Raw genomic sequence first — 24,606 nt, forward strand, 5'->3', positions numbered from 1 at the left:
GTAAGCGCGCCGCTCAAAGGCCCGTCTTAGGAGGCTCAACGATCGATCAGCCACCCTAGGACAACCAGACCGACCCCGGTCACTATTAGTCCCGCAAGCTCATTCCAGGACCAGGCTGCCGTGAACAGGCACGCAATTCCTGCGAGGTCGGCAGCGTCGGCAATTGCTTGGCGAACCTTTCGGGGGTCGTGAGATTTCATCAGTGACCCTCCTACAGATCAGCCCAGGAAAAGAATTGCGGAATGGGATCGGATTCCGGCTCGAACGAAGCCCGCTCTAGCCCCATGACCGCAGCAATTGCTAGGTCAATCTTTCGGGGCGAGCCTTTGGAATCCTTGGAAAGGCGAGAGCCGCGTGAATCGGTGCGGATCGCACAATTGGAAAGGTGCCGCGCTAGGCGCTGGTCACCTGAGTGAGTGAGAGACCTATTCAGCACGGCCTCATAAAATCTCGTCGTCGCCGGGATCATTCGAGCCGGAGACTGAGGGAATTCGACCACCGGCAGACCCTCTGACTCCAGAACCTGATAGGTCCTGGCCCAGCGGTAAGGGTCACACACGATTTCTCGCACTTGCCAGCGTCGGCAGGCTTCCCGGATCTCGGCTTCAACGTCGATGATCGGGACTGCCCAGTCATTCCCTACGCCGGTCGGCTTCTCCCATGCAGCTACCACATCAACATGCGGCGGATTCTCGCCCACAGCGGGGCGGACGACTACCAAAGCCGTGCTGTCATTATTGAAGCTGCCGTCAAATCCCAAAACGACGTCTGAGCCATCCGGGATCGTCACGGCGGGGTCAGCGCAAGCGTCCCACGTACCGGCCGGAAGCCAAGCCTGAGCCGTCGCGACCCACTGATTAAGGCGCTTCGTCCTAAATTCAGATTCCGGCGTTCGCAGAACAGAAGATTGGAAATCCTCAAGGCTGACAATGTCGCCTAGGCCGGGATTGGCAGTCGCCCATGAATCCGGCGAGCGGTGGTCAGCTTCGTCCGGGGCACCCCACCAGGAGAAAAAGAAGGCAGGGTCAACAACTTCACCGGAAGCCACTTGGCAGCCGTACTGAAACATCCCATAACACAGGGAGTCTCCGCCGGTCGAGTCGGTGCGGACACCGGCCGTGGTAATGCCGACCATAAGCGGCTCACGGCGTGCACCGGAAGCCAGAGACATTACGTCCCAAAGCTCACGGGTTGGCTGTGCATGGACTTCATCCGCAATCGTTAGGTGCGGATTCAGCCCTTCCTTTGTGAATGCCTCGGCACTCAACACCCGGTAGACGGAACCCGTCGCCGGAAGCTCAATTGCGTCTCGGTAGACCCGAAACATATTCGCGAATTGCGGCTCTAGCTCGATCATTTTCCGGGCAGTGCCGAAAACAATTCTCGCCTGTTCCTTGTCGGCGGCTATCGAGTAGACCTCACCACCGCGCGGACCAAAAGCGAGCCCGAAGATAGCAATTCCGGCCGCTAGGGCACTCTTTCCTTGCTTGCGAGGCATCCCGATGAGCGCCTGTCGATGCCGAAGGAACCCATCCGGGCGCCGTGCGAGCAATTCGCCAACTAGGCGAGTCTGCCACGGGCGAAGCCGTATCAGGCTGCCAGCGTCCCCGCCGATCGAGTCTTTAGTAACCCGTAGGAATTGCTCGGCAAATTCCGTGAAATCAGCGCCGTCGCCAGCTGCGATTTGCTCGGCAGGGACGCGCGTAAGCCACCGGGGCTCATCCAAACTCACTCCCGGGGATTACGGCGAGCTAGCATCTCCTCAAATGCGTTGCGGGCTTTTACTTCCGCTACTCCCATTCGGGTTCGGTCGGTCGGAGTTAGCCCGAGCACCGAGAAGAGCTTGCCTATTTCGGTTTCAATTGTGGAAAGCATTCCGACGACAGGGTGAGCGTAGGCGTAACCCTTGTCGGTATAGAGCACCGCCGAGCTTTCAGCGAGAAGCTGCCGGAAGTCGGCACGGCGGTCTACCTTCTCGCACAGCATCACGAGGGGCGGGCGGTCGGTCTCGGCAAGCCATACGGCGCCACTGACGACGTGATCCCACATGGCGCGACCCTCGGGGCCGAGATGGGCCGGTGGAGCCGCTAGAACGGCGTCCACGGACTCTACGGACTCAAGATCCGGCAGGGTGCGCTGTCCGGGGTTGCCAAGCTTGCGCTTGCGCTCGGCCGGAACCGGCGGGCGACCGGCAACCATGGCAGAACCCCCGTTTCCGATGGGGCATCGACTAACTTAGTCGATGCTCTTCGGGAGCCCCCGAATGTATGCATATTCATACGGACACCCCCCCGGTCATAATTTCGCAGCGGTGTGTGGGGGCATGGGGGCCGGGTCCGGACGGTTAGCTCGCCTAATGAATAACCCACCCCCCGGACCACATACTTATGCAGTCCTGGCGGCTAGCGCCGGTCGCGCTTCCTGGAATTGCACGCTCGGCACAGCACTTGCAGATTGCTGCGGTCATCAGTCCCGCCGCGAGCCTTTGGCACGATGTGATCTACTGTTAGTTGAGTGGTATCTACATAGTGGATATCGACCTGATATCCATTGCAGTAACCACCGTGGGCGGCAATGTAGTCAGCCAGAATCGAATTACGAAGCTGAACCCATCGATATCCGTAACCACGCGCCGTCGCGCTGCCACGCTGCCGATTCCACAGCGAATTGAATTCGCGTTCGTGCAGATCACAACGGCTCGAATTGGTCGTTAGCGTGCCGCATTCGAGGCACGGACGAGAAGGCATCACACCGCCCTTACCAGCCTGTAGGCAACGCCACAGCAACGCCGGGATTAGGCGAACTGTTGGCCGTCGATGGTTCCGGCGTACAACCACAGGTCGGCGGCGCGACGCACGTATTCTGATGAATCCGCGAAGCGAGATCAGCAGTGATCGCATGGGTCGCACATGCCATTACCAGAATGGTCGTGTTGGCTGCCGTCGGCGCGGTGCTGAACGTATTCGCTGCCACAATGGCAGCTAGCTCGGCAGTCGTCGGGCGACGTTTCCACTGGCACACAGCAGGACTTCCGCACGCTCCGCAGGAAAGGCCAACAGGACCGGCAGGGAGAACCGGAGACGTCATATCAGCCCCCTAGAACGGTGGATTGGAGAAATTGAAATCCCGCCGAGTCTTCGCCTTATGGCACGGTCGGCAGAGGATCTGAACATTCTCGGCGGTATCTTCGCCACCTAGCGCGAGCGGACGTATGTGGTCCACATCGGCGGCAGATGGAAGAATGTGGGATGGGCACACAGCGCACTTCACCCAACCGGAACGGCGCATCTCGGCGCGAAGGTCAGCAGCAGCGTTATTGCCTGCCGCTATCGCTTCACGGCGAGTTCGCCGAGCTTGCATGGTGGGACGGGCTTCGTAGAGCGCGAAGTGTTCAGCGCAACGCCCGTGATGCGTGGCTGGCGCCTGACAGTCGATGCAGACGGCAGTCAGAGTGTTCACCAGATCCATGAAGGCATCGACTAACTTAGTCGATGCTCGGTGCCCATCCCCGGATTTGAACCGGGAACCTACGCGTTCTAAGCGCGTCGCCTCTGCCGATTGGGCTAGATGGGCAAGGTAGTCTCTGCCGGATTCGAACCGACGTTACCGGCTTCACGCCAGAGTTCTAGGCCGCTGAACTAAGAGACCTACACGCGAGGCTCAACCGTCGTCGTGCGTTCGCATGTAAAGGGTGCGACCCTCGCGCACCTTGCGGGACTCGAACCCGCATTACCCGACTAGCTGCCGGGCGGCTTTCCAGTTAGCCGAAAGGTGGTTGCACCCTGTGCGGTTCGCTCGGCGGAGAGAGGACCGGCGTTCGCCGCACGGGGGCTCACCCACTAGGGAGCACAGTCGTTGCCGATCTCGGCGAACGCGCTGCATTGGTGGGCTCACCCACTAGGGAGCACAGTCGTTGCCGACCGGCCAGCACGGGGGGCATGACGATATGACGTTCGGCAGTGCCGTTCTGGCTTTCCTTAGATGGACCATAGGGAAACCTGAAATCGTCTAGAACCGTCATACCGTCATAAAGACCAGGTCAGAGGGGGTGTCGAGGACTGACGGAATGACGTTCGGCGCTGCCCGGCTTGCCGCTTGCCCTGTCGGCATGTCCACGCTGATTCAAGCTTTGTGACCCTAAGTGCATCCTTGGCAACTCTCGGTATCGCACAAGTGTTCGAATGAGTAGGCAAAAAAAGGGGCCCGCCCGGAATGATCTCCGGACGGGCTCCGAGGGGACGGCTAGAAGTGGCTCCGGCGGTGCCGTTCCACAGAAGTGGGAACGCGCTCCGGCCACGTGCCGGAATCGTTGCGTTCCTGGATGCAGTTGTCGCACGCCGGTTGCTTCACGCTCCGTGCCATAGCTTCCGGCGTGAAATCGGGGGTGTAGACCGCTTCTCCGTTCACCACGACCACATCCGGCGGAAGGTTGGTTTCGGGGTCAATGCGGATGGTGTTCACGCACTCGGGGCACGCCCAGAAACTCGACTTGCACTGAACGCACTTGAGCAGTGCGGTTGCTTCTGCGGTCTCCGAGAGCCAGGCAAGGAACCCTGTGTCAGTCATGAGGCAAGGCTACCGGCGCGAGCCGACAGGATGCCCTAGAACGGCAGTCTGCGGGCACGGGGGAGCCCCGGCGGTCTCCATGGACCATCCGGGGCTCTCCAGGGGCTCTAGTGCTGCTGTCCGGCCGTGAGGGGCTGTCAGGGAGTCACCATTGCATCCCGTTGATTCCTGCCCAGGTTTGATCCAAGTCGTCTCGGATCCATTGGGCGGCGGCCAACTCGGCGGCAGGCACTCCGGGTTCGTTCAGGTCGGCCTGAAGTGCAGCCTGAATGGTTTTCGGCTCTCCTGTTTCCAGCGCTGCCCGTAGTCGGGTCGAGAGGACAGATCCAGGCGGCGGAGTGCCCGGGGATGGGGGTTCGGCAGGTCGCATGCTCATGTCCAGCAGCGTAGGGCTCCAGCGAGACTCCGCGTGCGGAAACGGCGAAGCCCCGCCCAACCTGGTGACGGGTCAGACGGGGCTCAGAGGGCCGCTACGCGGCTAGGGCGGGGTCTAGCGGCTCGCTAGCCAACGAGAGGACCGTGACGGGCTCTGTGATGCCGTCCGGCGCCTGAGTGGCCGCCTGCGGGCTCGGCACGGCCGTCACGTCCTGGTCGCCGGTCACGTCCTGGTCGGCTTCGCCAGTCGGCACGGCCGTCGCGTCCTGGTGGTCGGCTTCGCCAGTGACCAGCTCGGCACCCGGGCTGTCGGGAATCTCAGCCGTAATCACGATCTGCTTCTTGGCGGAGCGCGGGAACAACTCGACCCGCACACCGTGCTCTTCAAGCATTTCCCGCTTGGCGACGTCGTCCCCGGCGTGCCACTCGTCCGCCACGGTCTTTCCGGTCGGCACGTTGTGCCACCCGGCGGGACGCTCGGGAAGCTTCTTCAGCTTCTCGATTTCCTCGCCCATACCGACATACCGAGTGCGGAACCATTCGGAGTCGTCGGCAGAGTCGTACAGTCCGGCGTCACGGTCGGCGCGCAGACGGGCCCGGTTCGCCTCAAGTTCCTTGATTTGAGAGGCGTATGCCGTCCCCGAGTCGTAAACGCGCTCCATGAGCTGACCGGACCCGTAGCGCGCCAGGAACCAAACCTCTGTCTCGGAATCGAGGCGACGAACACCGATGATCGGCGCGGGTCGGCAGTTGGCGGATTGCGGAAGTCCCTTGCTTCGACCGGTGCACGCGTACGCCGGTTCCGTCTTTCCCTTCGGCCCGACAGTGCCGGAACGCTGCAACGGCTCTCGGCACTGCCCACAAACGCCCACACCGGTAAGCCGGTTAATCGACTTCGGGGCGCGACGCCTAGGCACACTGGCGGGCTTCGCTGCGCACTTCTTAACCAGGGCCTCATGCGTCGCGCGGTCCCACAGTGCCGGGCCGACCTTGACCGGCTTTCCGTCCGCGCCGAGAACGGGCCGCTTAGCGTGCATGAGATAGCCCAGAGCGGCCTCACTGGTGAGAATCACAATGAGGCCCTTAGCCGACCACGCTAGCCCCTTTGGTTCCCGCCCATGCTGAACCGCCCGCCAGTCCATCGGGGACAGGATTCCTGCGCGGGTCATCCGCCGCGCTTCGGTCCATGGGGTGATCTTCCCCGTCTTGTCGGCAAGGATGCGCTTAGCCGTCTTCCTGATTTCCTTGCACGACGTCGGCTCGAATTCCCGGCCTTCGACCTTTCCACCCGACCGCCGGATGTGCTGGTATCCGTAGCTGCACTGATTGGCGATCTTTCCGGCATCGCGCGCACGGGTCGATTCGTCTTGGTTCCGCTTTTTGATGTTGCGGTGTTCTATCTGCGCACCGAGAAGCTTGATATTGAAGTTCAGTTCGTCATTGACATCACTCAGGTTCCACCACCCCGGGTGGTCAGCCGTCAGAAGCCTTCGACCCGCCTTCGCGTTCTCCCGGGCCAGGTTCAGCCCCTCGGCCACGTCACGGCCGATACGGTCCACAGCGGACGCTGCAAGCCCGTCGTACGGCCCACGCTTCCCGGCCAGCCACGGGCCGAGCTGGGGACGGGTGTGAGGGTCGGAAGCGCCGGAGACCTCCCAGTCATCCGCCCACCCGATGATGTGCGCGCCTTCTTCGCCAGCGGCCTTCAGGATTTGGTCACGCTGCTTGGTGGGACTGCTAGTTGAGCCCTTCACGCGGGACAGACGGCGCACGCCCAGCAGGCACTTCCCACACCCGTCGTACGGGGTCACAGGGGCGGCGGTCTCGTCGGCGGAGAGTCCAAATGCGTTGGTAGCCACGGGTGTTACCTGCCTAACTAGGTCTGAGGGTCACTAGTTAGGGAGCACAAGCCATGCCGACCGCTGAGCCCGGCGGCAACTTCTCTTAGGCGAACTACCCGAACGGGTTGTCGTCGAAGTTGTCGGCCTCCTGGTAGACCCGCCACGAGACGCCCGCGTCCTGCAGCATCTCCGGGTAGGTGGCCCAGGAGTAGCCCGCCTCGCTGTTGTCGGTGACCGGGCCGCCGGCGGTACCCAGCGGGTCGATCATGCCGGTCCACTGGTAGAGCCGGTTCGGGTTGGTCGGGCCCTGGACCGAGCAGAAGTACTGGTCGCAGATGGTGAACGCGTCCGCCAGGCCGTAGTGGAACGGGATGTCCGCGCGGTTGTAGTAGCCCATGGTGAACCCGGTCTTCTCCGGGATCCAGTTGTTGTACAGCCCGCCGTTCCACGCGCCGTGCGTCCCGGACCACCCGTGGTCCAGGTCGCCGACCTGCTGGGCGTCGGTGGTGGCGGTGTTCAGGTGCCACGGCTGCAGGATGGTGCCGCCGCCGGCGGAGCCCTTGGTCGACTGGTTCCACACGGTCGAGCTCTTGGGGAAGCGCAGCAGCGAGGTGTCGCCGAAGCCGCGGACACCCTGCAGGGTGCCGTAGTAGTGGTCGAACGAGCGGTTCTCCTGCATCAGGATCACGACGTGCTTGACCGAGGAGAGCGAACCGCTGCCGGTGCTCGCCGCCATCGCGCGGCGGACCGAACCGGGAAGCACGCCGAGCGCGCTGCCGGCACCGAGGGCGGCAGCCGAACCGAGCAGAGTCCGGCGGGAGATCGGTGACATGCGGGGACCTTTCGTCAGCGCCGTCGACAGAGCCGCCGACACGCACGGAGGCGGCGGCCGCATGCGGCGTTCGTGGGTCACGACTACCGAGAAGGGTGCTGCAGGGCCGCGTAACTTGTCTGCACAAGTTCGCTGTACGGCACATGACGCGCAGACAACAAAACGGCGAGCAACGGCGAGCACCCACCAGGGCATCATCTTGTTGACGATCCGTCAATTAGCTTGCCCGGAAACCATGCTGCCGCTCTCCACGGCACCCCGATCCCGCGCCTCCCACCCCGCGTAGGCTGCCCATCGTCCCGCCATCCCGACCGCCCACCGCGCCCCCTGGAGTCCGACCTTGCTGACCCTGGACCTGCACCCGGTCTTCCGCAACAACCGCGACATCGAACTCGCCCTGCGCGAAGTGCTCTTCAAGGCGCTGCGCACCGGCGAACCGGTCGTCGAGATCATCCCCGGCAAGGGCACCGGCCAGCTGAAGAAGCGGGTGCTCGCCCTCCTCGCCCAGCGCCACATCAGGAAGCTCTACCTGCGCGTGGAGGCCGACCAGACCAACACCGGCCGCATCCTGGTCCACTTCGCCACCCCCGAACGGCAGGGGTGAGCAGGAGGGGGCGAGCGGGAGGGGTGAGCGGGAGGGGTGAGCGGGGAAGGGTGGGCGGCCGGGACCTAGGGCGGGGCGGTCGACCGGTCCCGGCCGCGGCACAACCGGTGCACAGCCGGCCTGCCGGGCAGCCCCGCTCTTGGGGGGTGGAGGGCTGCCGTGACCCGGAATGCTAGCCCCGCCCGCGACCGGTGAACAGGCCCATGACCAGGCCTTTTTCCGGACACGGACATGCCAGAGCCGCAACGGCGGGCACACGCCCCCGCCCGTTCAGTTCGGACGTGACCGTCATAGTAGGGTCTGACGTATTGTCAGTTCATCTATGGGAGCGGCGATGACGGACCCCGTAGCGGGCGAATCAGACGCGGGTGGGGTATCGGGAAACCACTTCCACGGCCCAGCCGCGGTCTCGCTCGGCAGTGGCCCCCAGAACAACTATTTCCTCGGCCCACCCGCGCCCCCGCACCCCACGGGGAAGAGGAAGCGCATCGCGTTGGCGGCCGCCGGCGCCTTGGTGCTGATTGGCGGCGGAAGCGCGCTCTTGATCAGGTTGCCCATGAGTCCGGACCGAAACCCGTCAACCCCGGTCAAGATCGAACAAGTCGCCCCGCTGAACACCGACCCGAACGAGAGCTTCGTCGCCCAGGGCAGTGTTCAGCTCAGCCCGAGCCAACTCGCCAAGGTGGACAAGTTCGACTCCAAGGGTCTGGCGGCACTGCTCCCGGCCGGCAGCGCCGTCCCGACCGACAGCGGCTTCATCGGCGCCACCCTGATGGGCGCTGCCACCAAGACCGTGACTATCACCGGCATGCACATCCTCAAGCAGTGCCAACCACCGCTCACCGGAACCGACTTCTACAACCCGCCGGCCGGTCTTGACCCCACCATCAGCCTCGGCTTCGACCTGGACAGTCCGATCACCTACGCCCAGGTGTCCCAAGGCGGCGAATACAGCGGCAACTTCTTTCAGCAGAACACCATCTCGCTGGCGCCCGGAGAGACCAGAACGCTCGCGGTCTACGTCACAACTCACCAGCACTACTGCAGGTTCAGCTTCCAGATGACGGTGGCCACCACGTACGGAACGGTCACGGAGAACATCGACAACGGCGGCAAGCAGTTCCAGCTCACGGCCCAGGCGGAGAAGGCCGACCAGTCGGGGGCGGACTTCTCCCACTACCAGGCTGTCTACGTCGGCGGCGTCGTAGTCCACCCCGGCGAAGGGTGGACGCGGGTGAATCCGAAGACCTACGACGAAACCGAGGATCCAGCCTCCTTCCCCCCTCCCACCCCCACCGGCAACCAGCCCTGAGCCCGGCAGCTTCAGCGCGTACGTCACTGGCCGTGTGCGCTCAGCCAGGTGTCGAGGGCGGCGAAGTCCGCGTCGGTCAGACCCCGGCACGGGTCGACGTGGTGCAGCAGGGCCTGTGCCGGGTAGTGCGCACGGACCCAGGCGCGGTCGTTGTCGGTGGTCTCGTCGTCGATCCAGGCGAACGGCCGGCCGGCCGCCCAGTCGAGCAGCGCGCGGGTCTTCCAGTGCAGGCCGGCCCGCCAGGTCTGCTCGTCCTCATCCACCGAGTCCGGCCAGCTCACCACCGGCAGCTCCGGCAGGCCGATCAGCGGGGCGATGAACTCATTGGCGTCCTCCATCCAGGCGGTGGCCCAGACAAGTTCGCACGGCAGCGCCGCCAGTCGGAGCCCATGCTCGGGATTGATCCTGACCAGTAGCGGATTCGCGTCGGCCCACTCCGGTTCGGGTCCCTTGCGGCACGACGAATAGGTCGGATACGCGGGATACGACGGCGCGCAGAAGGGAAGGAGCGGCCCGTCGACGTCGACGAAGAGCAGGGGGCGCTGCGTGGAGCCGGTCATGCCTCCACGGTAGCCGCTCCGGGACGAGCCAAGTGATCTTGGTCTGGGGCGGGAAGACCGCCCAATCCGGTAGCGGCCGTGCCCCCCGTTCCTGCTCGTAGACCCCGGTGGCGTTCGCGAGCGTGGAGCGAGCCGAGACGTGGTGTCGAGTTGGCCCGCGACGACCTACTTACGCCAGCAGACCGACCAGCTGTAGTGCCACGCTGAGCAGAACCGAACGAGGGAAGGTCTAGTGCTCCAGCACCTCATCAACCAGGACGAGGGCTTGCGGATGGTCCCCATCGACCGGAACGAGCTGACCACTGCGGTCGACCAACTCCGCGCGGAGCTGCGAGCCTTGCCCACGGGGTCCGATCTCGCCCGGACTCGGGTCCTGACCAGGTGGATCGGTATCGGCCAGATGAGCCTGGGCAACCACGACGAGGCCCGTACGTTTCTCCGGCAGTCGCTCGACCTAGCCGCAGCGATTGGCAACACCCGAGCAGTCGTCGCTACCGGGCTCAACCTCGGCGACGCTCACCGCTACGCCGGTGACGTACAGACTGCGGATGCGCTCTACCGCAGTGCCCTGAGCACCGCGCGAAGCCAGCACCCGGAACTTGTGGACTTTGCGCTTCAGCACACCGGCAAGCACCTGATGGAGCGCGGCGACCTCGCGGGTGCCCAGGCCCATCTCCAAGAAGCGCTGCGGCTGCGGATCGTCAAGGGAGACGCCGGGCTGGTCGAGTCCACGCAGGCAGCACTCGCCCGGGTGGAACTGCTGATCGGCCAGGCCGACACAACGGCGGCAGACGGCGTGGTGCCGCGCCAGTGGAGCGGCCAGTGGACCTGTCACGAACCTTCCACCGGTCCCTGCGTAGTGCCGGTATGTTCAGCCGAGTGGACGCCCCCGCCGCCGCCTACGTCAAGTCGCGCGTCCAGCCAGGAGACGTCGTCCTGGTGAAGGCTCACGCGGCGGCATGCGCTGGCAGATCGCTCAAGAAACTTCTCGGTCAGCCCGTCACCGGAATGGGCTCTTGGGCCCCCAGTGACACACCCATTGGACTGTCCCGTATGTGCTCTGCCCCGCGTGCATGGACGGGCGGGGCAGCGGACCCCGTTATGGGGAGGCTTGCTCAATAGCGATCCGCCTGACAGGCCGATCGTGCTTGACTGACCGTCAACTCGCCAGCACGGCTGGAGACTGGTCGATGGCGCGACTACGAGATATGAGGATAGACATGTCGCAGGTCAAGTACACCGTGGAGCACGAGTGGCTGCGAGTGGAGGCCGACGGGGTGGTCACGGTCGGCATCACGGATTTCGCCCAGGGCCATCTTGGGGACATCGTGTTCATCCAGCTGCCCGAGGTCGGAGCCGAGCTTGCGAAGGGCGATGAAGCGGCTGTGATCGAGTCAGTCAAGGCGGCGAGCGAGATCATGATGCCGGTGGCCGGCACGGTTACTGAGATCAACGAGTCCTTGGCCGACGAGCCGGGCAAGATCAACGAAGACCCCATGGGGGCCGGCTGGTTCTTCAAGATGCAGGTGACCGACGCGGCCGCGCTCAACAGCCTGATGGACGAAGCCGCGTATGCCGCCATGATCAAGGGGCAGCAGTGATCGCGGTGTAGCGGTACTTGGCACCAGGGAGGCTGTCACACCATCGGAGGTGGCAGCCTCGACGTTTCCCGTTGCGATGGGCAGCCTGGGCCGCCTTGGAGAGGGGCATGTAGAGGACGTGTACCCCAACACCTCGGGACACCGGGTCCCTTTCGCTGCGACGGACAGGTCGGATACGCGGGATACGACGGCGCGCCGAAGGGGAGGAGCGGTCCGTCGATGTCGGCCAAGTGATCTTGGTCTGGGGCGGGCCGCCGGGAGGGGTTACGGCTCCTCGGGCGGTGAGCCGTACGGCAGTTGCTACTGGCAGGTGTAGGTGAAGGTGGTGGCCGCCGACAGGGACTGCGGGGAGAGGACGTCGAGGGTGGCGGTGGCCCGCATGCTCCCGTGGCCGTCGAAGGTCCAGCGCAGGACGACGTCCGTGTGCTTGCTGCCCTTGGCGATCGGCTGGGACAGGTCGTCGGAGAGGGTGCCGTCGCTGCGCTCCCAGCGGTAGCGGACGGTACCGGTCCCGCCGTCGGTCTGCAGGGTGCCGGTGACCACGGCGGTGCCGTTGCATCCGGGGCCGGCCGGGTCGGTGTGCACGGCGACGCCGGTCACCTGGACGGCCGGTGCGTAGCGCTGCCAGGCCAGGAAGGCGAGGACGGCCAGCAGGACGGCGGCCGGGAGCAGCCAGCCGCCGAGCGCCCGGCGGCGGCGCCGTGCGGTGGGGGCGGGCGCGGCGTCCGAACCGTCGGCGAGGGTGGCGTCGCCGTGCCAGACGGCGGCGGCGAGAGCGGGGACCGGGACGGCGAGGGCCGGGACGCCCGGGCCGAAGCGCCGCAGCTCGTCCGGGGCTGGGTGCGGCATGGTGTGCTCGCCGGGCTCTTCGACGGGCACCTCAGCGGCCACGTCGGGCTCGTTCGGCAGCTCGGTTGGGGCCGCCGGGAGCACGATCGTGTCGGCGGCGGCCGGCGCCTCGTCCGGTGCGCGCTTGGCGAGGCTGACGGTGATGACCGGGATGGCGGGGGTCGGCCAGGCCGTGTCGTCGAGCAGGGTCGCGCTGTCGTCGGGGTCGGGCAGTGCGACCGTGACGTCGGGTACCCGGCCCAGGCGGAACGTACGGTCGGGGTTCGGCTCGGCGGGCGTCGGGGGCTGCTGCGGGGTCGTCATGGAGGTTCCCTGGTGCGAGGTCGTCGGGTGAGTGCGAGGGCCGGTGCGCTCAGCCGGGCGGGTTGCAGCGGATCGAGACGATCTTGTTGGAGCCGGACGCCGAGAGCCCGCTGACCTGGAGTCCCCAGTAGGTGGCGGAGTCCGCGTGGCCGAAGAAGTGGCTCACCGAGGTGCCCCTGCCGCGGAGCGGCAGCGCGAGGGTGCCGGTGGCGATGCTGCTCACCTGGCCCGTGGCATTGACGTCGATCCACGACAGCGTCAACTCGCCTGTCCCTGTCCCCGTGGTCACGACCGTGACGGGGACGCTGATCCCGTAGGCGCCGGAGCAGCTCGGCGTGCCCACCGCGAGCCGTACCACCCGCAGGGTCGACGAGGGGCTCGGCGCGGCAGACGTCGAGGGAGCGCCGGTGGGGGTGGACGGCTGGGACGGCGTGCCCGCAGCCGTGGTGGGCCCCGGCGCGCTCGGACCGGGAGGCGCGGCGACGGTCGCGCTCGGCACGGTGGAGGGTGAGGCCGAGGCGGAGGGCGACGGTGACGGCGAGGCCGACGCCGACGCCGATGCCGAGGTCGAATCGGACGGCACGGGCAGCGTAGGCAGCGACGTCGCCGCCGCGGCCACCCCCGGCGTCACGATCGTGGTCAGCACCGGGACCGGCCCGGCCCCGGAGACCACGCTGCTCCCGTTCGAGCTGAGCTCGCTCGCCACCGCGATCCCGCCCACCGCGGCGGTGAGCAGCACCGCCGCCGTGATGCCCGCGGTCAGCTTGTTCCGGCCGCCGAACCGCTCGCCCTCCGCATACCCCGCCGGCTCCAGGTCGTAGCCGGCGTCCGCGCCCGCACCCAGCACGGTGGTGGCCAGCGCCGTGCCGCCCGCACCCGCGCCGCCGCCCGCCGAGGGCAGCAGCAGCGGCAACAGCGCGACCAGGGCGGCGAGTTTGCGCTGCCCGCGCTCCTCCCAGTCCTCGCCGTACGCGGCCGCCGCCACCGCCTCCAGCTCGACCACCAGCTCCGCCGCGCTGGACGGACGGCCCTGCGGCGTCTTGGCCAGCCCCTTGCGGATCAGCGGGCGCACCTGGTCCGGCGCCAGCTCGTCGGGAATCGGCGCCTCGGTGTGCTGCAGGGCCAACTCGACCAGTGTGGTGCCGCCGTAGGGCTTGGCGCCGGTCAGGCACTCGAAGAACGTCACGGTCGCGGCGTACACGTCGGCGGCCGGGGAGGCCGGCTGACCGGCCCACTGCTCGGGCGCCATGTAGGCCGGAGTGCCGGATATCGTGCCCTGGTCACCGCTGCGCACCGCGACGCCGAAGTCGACCAGCTTGGACGAACCGTCCGCCGCCACCAGCACGTTGGCCGGCTTGTAGTCGCGGTGGACGACGCCTGCGGCGTGCGCCGCCGCCAGCCCGAGCAGCGAACCCTTGAGCACCACCAGCGCCGCCTCCGGTCCGGTGGCGCCCTCCTGCTGGAGCAGGGTGCGCAGCGCGACGCCGTCCACCAGCTCCATCACGATCGCGGCGCCGCGGCCGCTCTCGACGTACTCGTAGAGCTGGGCGACGTACGGCGAGCGCAGATCGCCGAGCAGGGCGGCCTCGGCTCGGAATGCCTCGCGGCCCGCCACGGCCTGGCTGAGGTACTTGATCGCGACGGGCGTGCCGGTCGCCTCGTGGCGGGCCAGCACGACCCGGCCGCTCGCTCCCGCACCGAGCTCCCGGTCGTGGACGTAGCCGGGCAGCTCCCAGGGCCCCGGTCTGCGGGGTGCGTCGTTGCCGTTCATCGCCGCTGATTCCTTCTGTCGCTGCCGCTCTGCTCCGGACTGCCGCGCGACCGGCGCCGCCGATCGCCGACCGCACAGTAGTACCTGCCGCAGTCATCGACGTGCGCCGGTCTGACCCGAGTTCCCGGTCGGCGGGTCACGGTTCGGGTGATTCGTACACCACTGCCGCCCGCAGGGTCGGGCAGGCGGGCGGGCGGCGAGGCTTGGTCGGCAGGGATCCGACACGGGTCCGGCGCCGGCGCCGGCGCCGGACACAGCACGGCGAGGACGGGGGCGGGGGCAGGGGCGGGGCAGGGGCGACGCCCGTCGTGGTTGCGCTGGGCGGAGAAGGCAGGATTCGAACCTGCGTGGGCCTCAAGGACCCGACCGGGACCAGAGCCCCGGCCCCCGATCAACCACTCCGGGCACCTCTCCTTGCTCGGCGGGCCCGCCTTCGGTGGGCCCCTCCTCACACCGATGACTATCCAGCACCGCCCTGACGCCGAGCTGACCCCGTCCTGACCCTGCTCCGACCTCTGTTCCGGCCTCGGCTCCGGTGTCCGGGGCGCATCCGCAAACTGGATGGACGCCCTCGACAAATGCGTTGCCATCAGCCCGTACTCCCGATAGAACTTCGTGTCGGATCCATGACTCGACAGGACAAGACCGAAAGGAGGGCCAGCAGATGACCAGCAGGACCATCGCGTTCGGACCCTCCCGGGGTGCGCGGCAGCGCTGACCCCGGAGCGGCCCGGCGCACCTCTCATCGGAGCACGCCTTGACCGCAGTACCGACCAGCCTCGACCTGGCCTTCCGTCCGATCAGCGGACCGGAGGAGGTCGAACTCTTCAATCGGCTCGACTACGTTTTCAACCACGAAGTGGTCGCGGACCTGGCCTCCGGGTCCCGCCGTGCCGCATGGTCGTGGGTCGCCCTCGATGCCGAGGGCAGACTGCTCGCGCGGGTGGCCTGGTGGTGCCGCCCGCAGGGGACCGCACCCCTGCTGCTCGACATCTTCGACTACCTGCCCGGCCAGGACGCCATCGGTGCCGCGCTGTTGCGCACCGCGCTGGCCGCGGTCGTCCCGGTGGGCAGCGCGCCGCCCAAGTACAGCCGCTTCCTGCCTGCCGACTGGCGTGCGGACCCGGCGGTGCGCAGCGCCGTCGAAGGCCGGTTCGGCGTGCTGGAGGAGCTGGGGGCCAGGCTGTTCGTCGAACGGCTGCGCCTGCAGTGGACGTCCGGCACGCCAGTCCCCGCGCCCACCGGGCGGCTGGCGTTCCGCCCGGTCGACGGCGAGGCGGAGCTGGTCGACCTGCTCAGCGAGCTGCTGACCGACACGCTGGACGTCTACAGCCTGGACGACCTGAGCCGGATGACCGCGCGGCAGACCGCGCAGTCGCAGTACGACGACGAGTTCGCGGGCTACAGCAGCCCGCGCGACTGGTGGCGGGTGGCGATCCTGCCGGAGACCGGTGAGCCGGTGGGCCTGGTGATCGCCGCCCGGAACCAGTACCGGCCGATCATCGCGTACATCGGCGTGCTGCCCGCGCACCGCGGTCGCGGGTACATCGACGACATCCTCGCCGAGGGCACCCGGGTGCTGGCCACCACCGCACCCGAGTGCATCAGGGCCTCCACGGACGTCGGCAACGTCCCGATGGCGGCGGCGTTCGCCCGGGCCGGATACGACGTATTCGAGCGCGAGCTCCTGATGACGTGGGCCTGACCTTATGAGAGCGACCTCGCAGGAGGCATGACGAGAGTTGTCTCTCACGAGCCCTTACGAGAGCGAACTCGCAGAATCGTTACGAGAGTTAACTCGCAAGATGCATCGTGAGAGCACCCTCGCAAGACGCCTGCCGACCGGCATCGCGAACCCGCGCCAGCAAGCTGGGAGTCAGCTGAGAGTAGCTCTCCGCTGATCTTGCTAACCTCCGCCCGTGAACCCGGAAGTCGTTCCAGTGGCGGAGGCAAGGATGGGCATGGAGCAGGCGGTGATCCGTCCGATCGGCGAGCCGGGCGACCTGGGCTGGATGGTGATGGCCCACGGGGAGCAGTACGCGGCCGAGTTCGGCTGGGACGGCAGCTTCGAGGCGCTCGTCGCCACGATCGTGGCCGACTTCGCCACCGACCGCGATCCGGAGCGCGACGCCGGCTGGATCGCCGAGTCGGACGGCCGCCGGGTGGGCTGCGTCCTCTGCGTGGGCGAGGACGAGGCCACCGCCAAGCTGCGCATCCTGCTGGTCGACCCCGTCGCCCGCGGGCAGCGGCTCGGCGCCCGGCTGGTGGAGCAGTGCGTGCGGTTCGCCCGGTCCGTGGGCTACCGGCGGATCCGGCTCTGGACCAACGACCCGCTGGTGGCGGCCCGCCGGATCTACCTGGCGGCCGGCTTCCAACTCGTCGAGGAGGAGCCGCACCACAGCTTCGGCGTCGATCTGGTCGGCCAGGTCTACGAACTGGACCTGACCCGCCCGGCCTGAACCCGCTCTCACCCCCTCAGCTCCGCACGCCCCGCGCGCCTCGCCCGCCCCGCCGCCGCAGGCGCTCGCCGCGGGCGAAGCGGCGCAGCCGGCCCATCCCGGTGAAGCGCTCGCGATTGGCCACCGAGGCCCGGTCCAGCTCCTCCATCAGGCGCCGCGAGCGGTGGTCCAAGTCCAGCTCGTCCAGGATCCGGTCGATCTCGGCCAGCAGCGATCCGTGCAACTGCCAAGCCTTCGGGTGCTCCTGAACCCGCCGCAACAGCAGCTGCGCGACCTTCTCCCGCTTGGCCCAGGCGGCGGTGAGCTCCGCCGCCAGCCGGTTCTCCGCCTCCGCCGCATTGCTGCTCACCTGCGTGGTCACCAGCACCGCGAAGCTGACCAGCGCTCCCCCGATGTGCGCCAGCAGCTCCTCAAGGGCCACCGCCACCTCCGGCGGAAAGAGCTCCTCGCCCTCCTCTCGCCGCTTGGCCAGGTCGGTGAGCGAGCGGGCCAGCACCCGCACCACGACCACGCAGATCTCCAGGGTGTCGAGCCCGGTACGCAGCACCAGCCGGGAGACCAGGCCCTCGGAGATCCGCGGGTTCAGCCGCAGGCTGTCCTCGGCCTGCCGCAGCGCGCCGTCCACGTCGGCGATGGCCTGGTCCAGTCGGCGCGCCTCGTGCAGCCGGGCGGCGGCGCGCTCCACGGGGGTGTGGCCGCTCAGCTCCTCGCCGATCCGCAGCAGCAGGTGCCGGGCCCGCCGGGCCAGGTCCTCGATCGACTCGCCGGCGGTGTCCACCCAGACCGGCGGCGCGAACAGGAAGTTGAAGAGCAGGCCGACGCCCGCCCCGATCAGGGTCTCCAGCACCCGGTCCCAGGCCTGCGAGGCCAACCGGGTGACGCCGAGCACCAGCATGGCGCTGATCGCGACCTCGTTGACGAACTCGTCCACCCGCACGAACCGACCGATCGTCAGCGACGCCAGGATGATCAGCCCCAGGCTCCACCAGGAAAGACCCACCACCGAGCTGAAGCCGACGGCGATCAGCACCCCGACCACGACGGAGTTCACCCGGCGGATGCTGGTGGTGAGCGTCGAGTACAGGGTCACCTGGACGACCAGCAGCGCGGTGAGCGGCGCGGTCAGCGGCGCCGGCTCGCTGCTCACGTGCACCGCGACGACATAGGAGAGCGTCGCGGCGACCGTCGCGCGCACCGTCTGCACGACGACCGGCTCATTGAGCCGGCGGCGGAGCTCTTCAGGCAGGGCGGCGGCGGTAGCGGTTGCGCGGAGACCAGGCATCCTCCCCTTCTTCCCGCGCGAGCACCCCGTCATCGCCAACGCCGCATCACGCACCCGGATGAGCCGTCAGATATCGGACAGCGGACCGCCGGTGGCCGAAAGGCGTCGGTCGGCCGTGACGGGTCATGTGACGGTCATTGCCTCGCCACACTGCGCGCTGTCATGATCACACCAGCTGATATCGGGCCTACCTCAAGGACTCCCATGCCACTGCGCCGCCTGCTCGTCCTGCCCGCCGCCGCAGCCCTGATCGGATCCGCCCTGTCGCTGGCCGCCGCCCCGACCGCCTCGGCGACCCGCTCCGGCGCGGCGCCGCGCGTCTCGTCCACGGCAGCCGCTCCCACCATCCGGACGGCGGCCCGACTGCGGCACACGGCCTCCACCGGCGACCCGGTGCTCCCCGCGCCGCTGCCCACCAGCACCTGCCTGACCCAGCTTCAGCGCGCCTGCTACTCGCCGCTGCAGTACCGGACGGCCTACGACCTCAACCCGCTCTACAGCGCGGGGATCACCGGCAAGGGCCGGACCATCGTGATCGTCGACTCGTACGGCTCGCCGACCATCCAGCACGACCTGGACGTCTACGACGCGCAGTACGGCCTGCCCGGCACCCAGGTCCAGGTGGTGAAGTGGGGTCAGGTCCCGGCCTTCGACCCGACCAACGCGGACATGGACGGCTGGGCCGGCGAGACCACTCTGGACGTCGAGGCCGCCCACGCGGTCGCACCCGGCGCGAACATCGTGCTGCTGGAGACCGGCGTCTCCGAGACCGAGGGCCCGGTCGGCATCCCCGAGATGATGAGCGGCATCAACCACCTGGTGAACGCCGGTCAGGCGGACGTCGTGTCGATGAGCTGGGCCACCAGCGAGGCCGAGTTCCCCGGCTTCGACGTGGGCGACTACACCAGCCTCACCACGCTGCGCTACGCCTTCACCAACGCGGCCCAGCACGGCGTCACCCTCACCGCGAGCTCCGGCGACGGCGGCGGCGACTCGACCAAGCTGGACGCCGCCTGGCCGGCCGGCGACCCGCTGGTCACCGCGGTCGGCGGCACCGAGCTCCAGCTGAACGACCAGGGCCAGCGCACCGCGCCGGACACCGCCTGGTCGGGCAGCGGCGGCGAGCGGTCCAAGGTCTTCGCCCGCCCGGGCTACCAGGACGTGGTCCGCTCGGTGGTCGGCGACCAGCGCGGCACCCCGGACGTCAGCATGGCGGGCTCGCCGAACGGCGCGCTCTGGCTCTACTCCAGCTTCGACCCGGCCAACACCGGCTGGACCGCCGACGGCGCGGGCACCAGCGAGTCCTCCCCGCTGTTCGCCGCCGTCGTCGCGCTGGCCGACCAGGCCGCCGGGCACCGGCTCGGCCAGATCGACAACGACCTCTACCGGCTGTACGCCCAGCACTCCGCCGGCATCGTCGACGTGACGACGGGCTCCACCGGCACCGGCGGCTACACCGCCGGCCCGGGCTACGACCAGGCCACCGGCGTCGGCACGGTGGACGCCGGCAAGCTCGTCCGCACCCTGGCGCACCAGCACTGACGATCTGTCCGGAGCCGCCCGCGATCCGTCGCGGGCGGCTCTGCGTGTCCGGAGACATCACCACAGGTCAGAAAATTTCCCGCGTGGATCAAAACGAACGAACAGAGCCACAACACTGGGCCCTGCCGGTAGCCTCAAAAACCGCGGTGGCCCACCAGTGAACTGGCAGGCCACCGAGATATCCGGCCGCAAGCTCTCTTTAGAAGAAATTCCAGTTAATACCGCCGGCATATTCCATCGGAAGATGGCAGTTCAGAATCCCATTGTGGTTTCCAGCGTAAGCCGACGGGTCTCGGTAGCCGATTGCATAGTCACCGACCCAGGGGAGGGCCGGGGTGCTGCACTTCACATTGATGTCCAGGCGGCGCGCAGTGGCGGTGTAACAGGTGAAGTGAATCCTGCCCGCATTTCCCCCGTACGAATTGATGATGTCACATCCGCCATTCGATGCCGCCTGGGCCGAAGCCGGCAGGGCCAGGGTCGCGGCGAAGGCGATTGAGCTTGCCACTGCGGCAAGCTTGGCAATGCGATTCATATTTTCTCCAATTGGAACAACTGTCAATTCTTCTCGCACAGCTCCCCCAGCTGCACTAGAAATAATCTTATGGCGAGGTCATCGGTGGATCAAGTCCTAGGTATGCGAATTGAGGAAGATATGAGCTTGCAGTGAAGAAAATATGGGCACATGTCCCATATTTGGATGATTTCTTTGATCATTTGGAGGCGACGCTGGTGTTCGCGGACGGTCCACCGACCGCGAACACCCGACGCTCACCGGTAGCCTCGGAGCGGTCCCGGCAATGACGAGCAAAGGACGCGACGACGATGGTGCACGCACGAGCCGGCGAGCCGGCCGGAGCAGACGATCTGGTGGACGTGGCCAGGCTGGTGACGGCCTACTACACGCTGCGCCCCGACCCGGCCGAGCCGGACCAGCGGGTCGCCTTCGGCACCTCCGGGCACCGCGGCTCCGCCCTGGACCTCGCCTTCAACGAGGACCACATCGCCGCGACCACCCAGGCGATCTGCGACTACCGCCGCGCCCAGGGCACCGACGGGCCGCTCTTCCTCGGCGTGGACACCCATGCCCTCTCCGAGCCCGCCCGCGCCACCGCGCTGGAGGTGCTCGCCGCCAACGGCGTCACCGTGCTGGTCGACAGCGCGGACGGCTACACCCCGACGCCCGCCGTCTCGCACGCGATCCTCACCCACAACCGCGACCGCGACCGCAGCCGCCCGGGCGGCGCGGCGGACGGCATCGTGGTCACCCCGTCGCACAACCCCCCGGCGGACGGCGGCTTCAAGTACAACCCGCCGCACGGCGGTCCGGCCGGCTCGGACGCCACCGGGTGGATCCAGGACCGTGCCAACGCGCTGATCGGGGCGGGCCTGACCGACGTGCGCCGGATCCCGTACGAGCGCGCTCTGCGCGCCGAGACCACCGGCCGCTACGACTTCCTGGCCCGCTACACCGACGACCTGCCATCCGTCCTGGACCTGGACGCCGTACGCGCGGCCGGCGTGCGGATCGGCGCCGACCCGCTCGGCGGCGCGTCCGTCGCCTACTGGGGCCGAATCGCCGAGACCCACCGGCTCGACCTGACGGTGGTCAACCCGCTCACCGATCCCACCTGGCGGTTCATGACGCTCGACTGGGACGGCAAGATCCGGATGGACTGCTCCTCCCCCTACGCGATGGCCTCGCTGATCGGCCGCCGCAGCGAGTACACCATCGCCACCGGCAACGACGCCGACGCCGACCGGCACGGCATCGTCACCCCGGACGCCGGGCTGATGAACCCCAACCACTACCTGGCGGTGGCGATCGACTACCTCTACCGCCACCGCGCCGACTGGCCGGCCGGCGCCGCGATCGGCAAGACCCTGGTCTCCTCCTCGATGATCGACCGGGTCGCCGCCGACCTGGGCCGCGAACTGGTCGAAGTCCCGGTCGGCTTCAAGTGGTTCGTCGACGGGCTGCTCAGCGGGGACGTCGCCTTCGGCGGCGAGGAGTCGGCCGGCGCCTCCTTCCTGCGCCGCGACGGCAAGGTGTGGACCACGGACAAGGACGGCATCCTGCTCGCCCTGCTGGCCTCCGAGATCACCGCCGTCACCGGTCGCACCCCCTCCGAGCACTACGCCGGCCTCGCCGAGCGCTTCGGCGCCCCCGCGTACGCCCGGGTGGACGCCCCGGCGAGCCGCGAACAGAAGGCGCTGCTGGGCAAGTTGAGCGCCGACCAGGTCAAGGCCGACGAGCTGGCCGGCGAGCCGATCACCGCCGTCCTCACCAAGGCCCCCGGCAACGGCGCGGCGATCGGCGGCCTCAAGGTCTGCACCGAGAACGCCTGGTTCGCCGCCCGCCCCTCCGGCACCGAGGACGTCTACAAGATCTACGCCGAGAGCTTCCACGGCCCCGACCACCTCAGCCAGGTCCAGGAGGAGGCAAAAGCACTGGTGGGACAGGTACTTGGGGTGGCAGGCTGACGCGGTGACCAAGGATCTCGTGGACTGGCCGGCGCTCGCCGCCGAGGACTTCCCCTTCCCCGGCGGCGTCCCCCTCGCCCGACTCGGCGACGAGTTGTCGGCGATGCTCGTCTCCCCCGATCCCGTGGTCCGGGACGAGCACGCCTACACCGCCGCCGCACGCTGGATCCGGGACGGGCAGCTGGACGAGATCCTGGTCGGGTTCGGCGACGCGGCGGCGACGCGCCTCCAGCACCCCGAGATCCAGGCCCGCACCTTCGCTCCGCTGATCCTGCGCTGCGTGCTGACGCGCTCCATCGCGCTGGGCACGGCGCCGCAGCCGGCGGAGCGCTGGTACGCCGCCTTCGCCGCCTGGTTTCCCGCCGAGCGCGACACCCGCGGCCGGGACGACACGCTCGGCTGGCTGCACGCCGTCGCCCACGGCGCCGACGCGGCCGCGGCCTTCGCCCAGGCCCTGCCGGCCCGCCGCCCCGACCTCCTTGAGCTGTGCGCCCACCGGATGACGGCTCCGCACGCCGACTACCGCTACGCGCAGCTGGAGGACGCCCGGCTGGCCCGCGCGATCACCCTCATCCTGCTCACCCCTGGTCCGAAGCCCGCCCTGTCCCCCGCCCTGTCCCCCGCTCTGGCCCCCGACCAGGCCCCCGACCTGACCGTCGACCAGGCCACCCGTTGGCTCTCCGTGCTGACCACCGCCCTCGAAGGCGGCGGCCCCGGCGCGGTGCCCCCGTGGGCCTTCAACACCTTCGCCACCCTGCAGTCGCTCCACCTGCACCTGACCCGCGGTCTGGCCGACGGCGGCATCCCCCCACACGCCGAGCTGGTCGCCGCCCGGGTCACCGACCTCCTGCGCCTGCCGTACAGCTGGCTCGGGTAGCAACCGCAGGTCCGGGCCCACGGGCCGCAGCGCGTCGTACTCGCCGCCTCCACCGATCGGCGACTGACGTGCGAGCAGCGGCAGTTCCTGTGGTTCCCGTGAGCCGCCAGGGCGACGGCCGCAAAGAGCACGCAAAGCAACCGGGGGCGGTGTTCTCGTTCTCAGGACTTAGGTATACCTTAGCTGCGCTGCCCCGGTCCGATATCCGGTCCGGAGGCGGCGCAACCCTCCGTTGTAGCTCAGGGCATGCCGGCTTTGCCGTGCCTGCTTCCGAAAGGCAATCCCCCATGCGACGTCCTGCCATGAGATCCGTCGGCCTGATCGCGGTCGCGACCCTCGCAGCCGCCGTCCTGACCGGTTGCTCCGGCTCCTCCGGCTCGTCCGGATCGGCGGGCTCGGCCGGCGCGCAGACCCTGACGCTCTACAACGGGCAGCACGAGCAGACCACCGACGCCCTGGTGGCCGCGTTCACCAAGAAGACCGGCATCAAGGTCAGCGTCCGCAGTGACGACGAGGACGTGCTCGCCAACCAGATCGAGCAGGAGGGCTCGCACGCCCCCGCCGACCTGTTCTACACCGAGAACTCGCCGGCGCTGATGAAGCTCCAGGGCAAGAACATGCTGGCACCGGTGGACAAGGCCGCACTGGCGCAGGTGCCCGCGCAGTACGACTCGCCGCAGGGCGACTGGATCGGTGTCTCCGCCCGGGTCAGCGTGCTGATCTACAACACCAAGCTGGTCACCCCTGCCCAACTCCCCACCTCGATCACGCAGTTGTCCGACCCGCAGTGGAAGGGCAAGCTGGCCCTCGCGCAGGGCGAGACCGACTTCCAGCCCATCGTGACCTCGCTGATCAAGGCCCACGGCGCCGACTACACCAAGACCTGGCTCACCGCGCTGAAGAACAACGCCGGCTCGAACCTGTACCCGGGCAACGAGAACGTCACCTCGACGGTGAACAGCGGCAAGGCCGCCATCGGCGTCATCGACCAGTACTACTGGTACCGGTTGAAGGCCGAGAACAAGGGCGTGATGAACTCCGCGATCGCCGCCTTCGCGCCGCAGGACCCCGGCTATGTGCTGGACGTCTCCGGGGCCGGGATCCTCGCCTCCAGCAAACACCAGGCCGCCGCCCAGCAGTTCATCGCCTTCCTCGGCTCGGCCGAGGGGCAGCAGATCATCGCCACCAGTGACAGCTTCGAGTACCCGATCGGCTCGGGGGTGACCACCGCCCAGCCGGAGACCCCGCTGGACCAGTTGAAGCCGACGCACCTCACCGTCTCCGACCTCGGCGACGGCTCCCAGGCGGTCAGCCTGCTCCAGCAGGCCCAGCTCCTCTAGGACGGCGT

The 24,606-nt window shown here is 67.9% G+C and carries 20 protein-coding genes and 4 tRNA genes; 10 read left to right on the forward strand and 14 right to left on the reverse strand.

What is annotated here, in order from left to right; translation table 11 throughout:
- Positions 1-211 precede the first annotated feature (211 nt).
- The 8 genes from P3T34_RS05335 to P3T34_RS05375 form a co-directional block, all read right to left on the reverse strand.
- On the reverse strand, positions 212-1,732 hold the full coding sequence (locus tag P3T34_RS05335) for a terminase large subunit (RefSeq protein WP_280664821.1): 1,521 nt from the start codon (positions 1,730-1,732) through the stop codon (positions 212-214).
- On the reverse strand, positions 1,729-2,199 hold the full coding sequence (locus P3T34_RS05340; RefSeq protein WP_280664822.1) for a phage terminase small subunit P27 family: 471 nt from the start codon (positions 2,197-2,199) through the stop codon (positions 1,729-1,731). The genes P3T34_RS05335 and P3T34_RS05340 overlap by 4 nt, the downstream gene beginning before the upstream one ends.
- Positions 2,200-3,499: 1,300 nt before the next feature.
- Positions 3,500-3,573: transfer RNA gene (locus tag P3T34_RS05350), tRNA-Leu, on the reverse strand.
- Between the two features lie 4 nt (positions 3,574-3,577).
- Positions 3,578-3,648 (reverse strand) — tRNA-Ser (locus tag P3T34_RS05355).
- 55 nt (positions 3,649-3,703) lie between these two features.
- Positions 3,704-3,774, reverse strand: a tRNA-Ser gene (locus P3T34_RS05360).
- A gap of 468 nt (positions 3,775-4,242) precedes the next feature.
- A complete protein-coding gene (locus P3T34_RS05365; RefSeq protein WP_280664823.1) occupies positions 4,243-4,566 on the reverse strand; it encodes a hypothetical protein in 324 nt (107 codons plus the stop codon).
- A 470-nt stretch (positions 4,567-5,036) separates the two neighbouring features.
- Positions 5,037-6,800, reverse strand: a complete 1,764-nt coding sequence (locus P3T34_RS05370; RefSeq protein WP_280664824.1) for a recombinase family protein — start codon at positions 6,798-6,800, stop codon at positions 5,037-5,039.
- Positions 6,801-6,894: 94 nt separating this feature from the next.
- The gene (locus P3T34_RS05375) at positions 6,895-7,614 is read right to left on the reverse strand and encodes an alkaline phosphatase family protein (RefSeq protein WP_280664825.1); all 720 of its coding nucleotides are present in this window, start codon (positions 7,612-7,614) and stop codon (positions 6,895-6,897) included.
- 340 nt (positions 7,615-7,954) lie between these two features.
- Here P3T34_RS05375 and P3T34_RS05380 point away from each other — a divergent pair, with 340 nt between their 5' ends.
- Positions 7,955-8,218, forward strand: coding sequence for a Smr/MutS family protein (locus P3T34_RS05380; protein ID WP_280664826.1), 264 nt, complete (start codon positions 7,955-7,957; stop codon positions 8,216-8,218).
- 556 nt (positions 8,219-8,774) lie between these two features.
- A complete protein-coding gene (locus P3T34_RS05385; protein ID WP_280664827.1) occupies positions 8,775-9,530 on the forward strand; it encodes a hypothetical protein in 756 nt (251 codons plus the stop codon).
- 23 nt (positions 9,531-9,553) lie between these two features.
- On the opposite strand, the gene P3T34_RS05390 is transcribed toward P3T34_RS05385, so the two are convergent.
- Positions 9,554-10,090 (reverse strand): HAD domain-containing protein, encoded by a 537-nt coding sequence (locus P3T34_RS05390; RefSeq protein ID WP_280664828.1) that lies wholly within the window; start codon positions 10,088-10,090, stop codon positions 9,554-9,556.
- A gap of 232 nt (positions 10,091-10,322) precedes the next feature.
- On the opposite strand from P3T34_RS05390, the gene P3T34_RS05395 reads away from it, so the two are divergent.
- On the forward strand, positions 10,323-11,033 hold the full coding sequence (locus P3T34_RS05395) for a tetratricopeptide repeat protein (protein WP_280664829.1): 711 nt from the start codon (positions 10,323-10,325) through the stop codon (positions 11,031-11,033).
- Between the two features lie 277 nt (positions 11,034-11,310).
- Positions 11,311-11,691 (forward strand): glycine cleavage system protein GcvH, encoded by a 381-nt coding sequence (gene gcvH / locus P3T34_RS05400; RefSeq protein ID WP_280664830.1) that lies wholly within the window; start codon positions 11,311-11,313, stop codon positions 11,689-11,691.
- Between the two features lie 300 nt (positions 11,692-11,991).
- Here the strand turns inward: gcvH and P3T34_RS05405 are convergent, their stop codons facing one another.
- The 3 genes from P3T34_RS05405 to P3T34_RS05415 form a co-directional block, all read right to left on the reverse strand.
- Positions 11,992-12,843, reverse strand: a complete 852-nt coding sequence (locus tag P3T34_RS05405) for a hypothetical protein (RefSeq protein ID WP_280664831.1) — start codon at positions 12,841-12,843, stop codon at positions 11,992-11,994.
- 49 nt (positions 12,844-12,892) lie between these two features.
- Complete coding sequence (locus P3T34_RS05410; protein WP_280664832.1) at positions 12,893-14,614, reverse strand: serine/threonine-protein kinase; 1,722 nt, start codon at positions 14,612-14,614, stop codon at positions 12,893-12,895.
- A gap of 322 nt (positions 14,615-14,936) precedes the next feature.
- Positions 14,937-15,028, reverse strand: a tRNA-Gln gene (locus P3T34_RS05415).
- A gap of 343 nt (positions 15,029-15,371) precedes the next feature.
- Between P3T34_RS05415 and P3T34_RS05420 the strand changes: the two genes are divergently transcribed.
- The gene (locus P3T34_RS05420) at positions 15,372-16,319 is read left to right on the forward strand and encodes a GNAT family N-acetyltransferase (RefSeq protein ID WP_280664833.1); all 948 of its coding nucleotides are present in this window, start codon (positions 15,372-15,374) and stop codon (positions 16,317-16,319) included.
- A gap of 250 nt (positions 16,320-16,569) precedes the next feature.
- Positions 16,570-17,073 carry a GNAT family N-acetyltransferase gene (locus P3T34_RS05425; protein WP_280664834.1) on the forward strand — a complete coding sequence of 168 codons (504 nt, stop codon included), beginning with the start codon at positions 16,570-16,572 and terminating at the stop codon, positions 17,071-17,073.
- A 16-nt stretch (positions 17,074-17,089) separates the two neighbouring features.
- On the opposite strand, the gene P3T34_RS05430 is transcribed toward P3T34_RS05425, so the two are convergent.
- On the reverse strand, positions 17,090-18,355 hold the full coding sequence (locus tag P3T34_RS05430; RefSeq protein ID WP_280664835.1) for an aromatic acid exporter family protein: 1,266 nt from the start codon (positions 18,353-18,355) through the stop codon (positions 17,090-17,092).
- Positions 18,356-18,559: 204 nt separating this feature from the next.
- Between P3T34_RS05430 and P3T34_RS05435 the strand changes: the two genes are divergently transcribed.
- Positions 18,560-19,897, forward strand: coding sequence for a S53 family peptidase (locus tag P3T34_RS05435; RefSeq protein WP_280664836.1), 1,338 nt, complete (start codon positions 18,560-18,562; stop codon positions 19,895-19,897).
- A 199-nt stretch (positions 19,898-20,096) separates the two neighbouring features.
- Here the strand turns inward: P3T34_RS05435 and P3T34_RS05440 are convergent, their stop codons facing one another.
- On the reverse strand, positions 20,097-20,432 hold the full coding sequence (locus P3T34_RS05440) for a hypothetical protein (RefSeq protein WP_280664837.1): 336 nt from the start codon (positions 20,430-20,432) through the stop codon (positions 20,097-20,099).
- A gap of 290 nt (positions 20,433-20,722) precedes the next feature.
- Here P3T34_RS05440 and pgm point away from each other — a divergent pair, with 290 nt between their 5' ends.
- The 3 genes from pgm (at position 20,723) to P3T34_RS05455 (ending at position 24,598) form a co-directional block, all read left to right on the forward strand.
- Entirely contained in the window at positions 20,723-22,381 is a 1,659-nt protein-coding gene (gene pgm / locus P3T34_RS05445; RefSeq protein WP_280664838.1) for a phosphoglucomutase (alpha-D-glucose-1,6-bisphosphate-dependent), read from the forward strand.
- Between the two features lie 4 nt (positions 22,382-22,385).
- Positions 22,386-23,258: a DUF2785 domain-containing protein gene (locus P3T34_RS05450; RefSeq protein ID WP_280664839.1), complete on the forward strand. Its 873-nt coding sequence runs from the start codon at positions 22,386-22,388 to the stop codon at positions 23,256-23,258.
- A gap of 287 nt (positions 23,259-23,545) precedes the next feature.
- Complete coding sequence (locus P3T34_RS05455) at positions 23,546-24,598, forward strand: extracellular solute-binding protein (protein WP_280664840.1); 1,053 nt, start codon at positions 23,546-23,548, stop codon at positions 24,596-24,598.
- The last annotated feature ends 8 nt before the right edge of the window (positions 24,599-24,606 follow it).

Origin of the sequence: Kitasatospora sp. MAP12-44 (genome assembly GCF_029892095.1) — a bacterium.
In the GTDB taxonomy this organism is placed as follows: Bacteria; Actinomycetota; Actinomycetes; order Streptomycetales; family Streptomycetaceae; genus Kitasatospora.

What these genes read in the sequence shown, in the direction of transcription:
- P3T34_RS05340 (WP_280664822.1), bottom strand. Translation starts at nt 2,199, where the DNA reads ATGGTTGCCGGTCGCCCGCCGGTTCCGGCCGAGCGCAAGCGCAAGCTT.
- P3T34_RS05365 (WP_280664823.1), bottom strand. Translation starts at nt 4,566, where the DNA reads ATGACTGACACAGGGTTCCTTGCCTGGCTCTCGGAGACCGCAGAAGCA.
- P3T34_RS05375 (WP_280664825.1), bottom strand. Translation starts at nt 7,614, where the DNA reads ATGTCACCGATCTCCCGCCGGACTCTGCTCGGTTCGGCTGCCGCCCTC.
- P3T34_RS05385 (WP_280664827.1), top strand. Translation starts at nt 8,775, where the DNA reads ATGAGTCCGGACCGAAACCCGTCAACCCCGGTCAAGATCGAACAAGTC.
- P3T34_RS05390 (WP_280664828.1), bottom strand. Translation starts at nt 10,090, where the DNA reads ATGACCGGCTCCACGCAGCGCCCCCTGCTCTTCGTCGACGTCGACGGG.
- gcvH (WP_280664830.1), top strand. Translation starts at nt 11,311, where the DNA reads ATGTCGCAGGTCAAGTACACCGTGGAGCACGAGTGGCTGCGAGTGGAG.
- P3T34_RS05405 (WP_280664831.1), bottom strand. Translation starts at nt 12,843, where the DNA reads ATGACGACCCCGCAGCAGCCCCCGACGCCCGCCGAGCCGAACCCCGAC.
- P3T34_RS05410 (WP_280664832.1), bottom strand. Translation starts at nt 14,614, where the DNA reads ATGAACGGCAACGACGCACCCCGCAGACCGGGGCCCTGGGAGCTGCCC.
- P3T34_RS05425 (WP_280664834.1), top strand. Translation starts at nt 16,570, where the DNA reads ATGGGCATGGAGCAGGCGGTGATCCGTCCGATCGGCGAGCCGGGCGAC.
- P3T34_RS05430 (WP_280664835.1), bottom strand. Translation starts at nt 18,355, where the DNA reads ATGCCTGGTCTCCGCGCAACCGCTACCGCCGCCGCCCTGCCTGAAGAG.
- P3T34_RS05435 (WP_280664836.1), top strand. Translation starts at nt 18,560, where the DNA reads ATGCCACTGCGCCGCCTGCTCGTCCTGCCCGCCGCCGCAGCCCTGATC.
- P3T34_RS05440 (WP_280664837.1), bottom strand. Translation starts at nt 20,432, where the DNA reads ATGAATCGCATTGCCAAGCTTGCCGCAGTGGCAAGCTCAATCGCCTTC.
- pgm (WP_280664838.1), top strand. Translation starts at nt 20,723, where the DNA reads ATGGTGCACGCACGAGCCGGCGAGCCGGCCGGAGCAGACGATCTGGTG.
- P3T34_RS05455 (WP_280664840.1), top strand. Translation starts at nt 23,546, where the DNA reads ATGCGACGTCCTGCCATGAGATCCGTCGGCCTGATCGCGGTCGCGACC.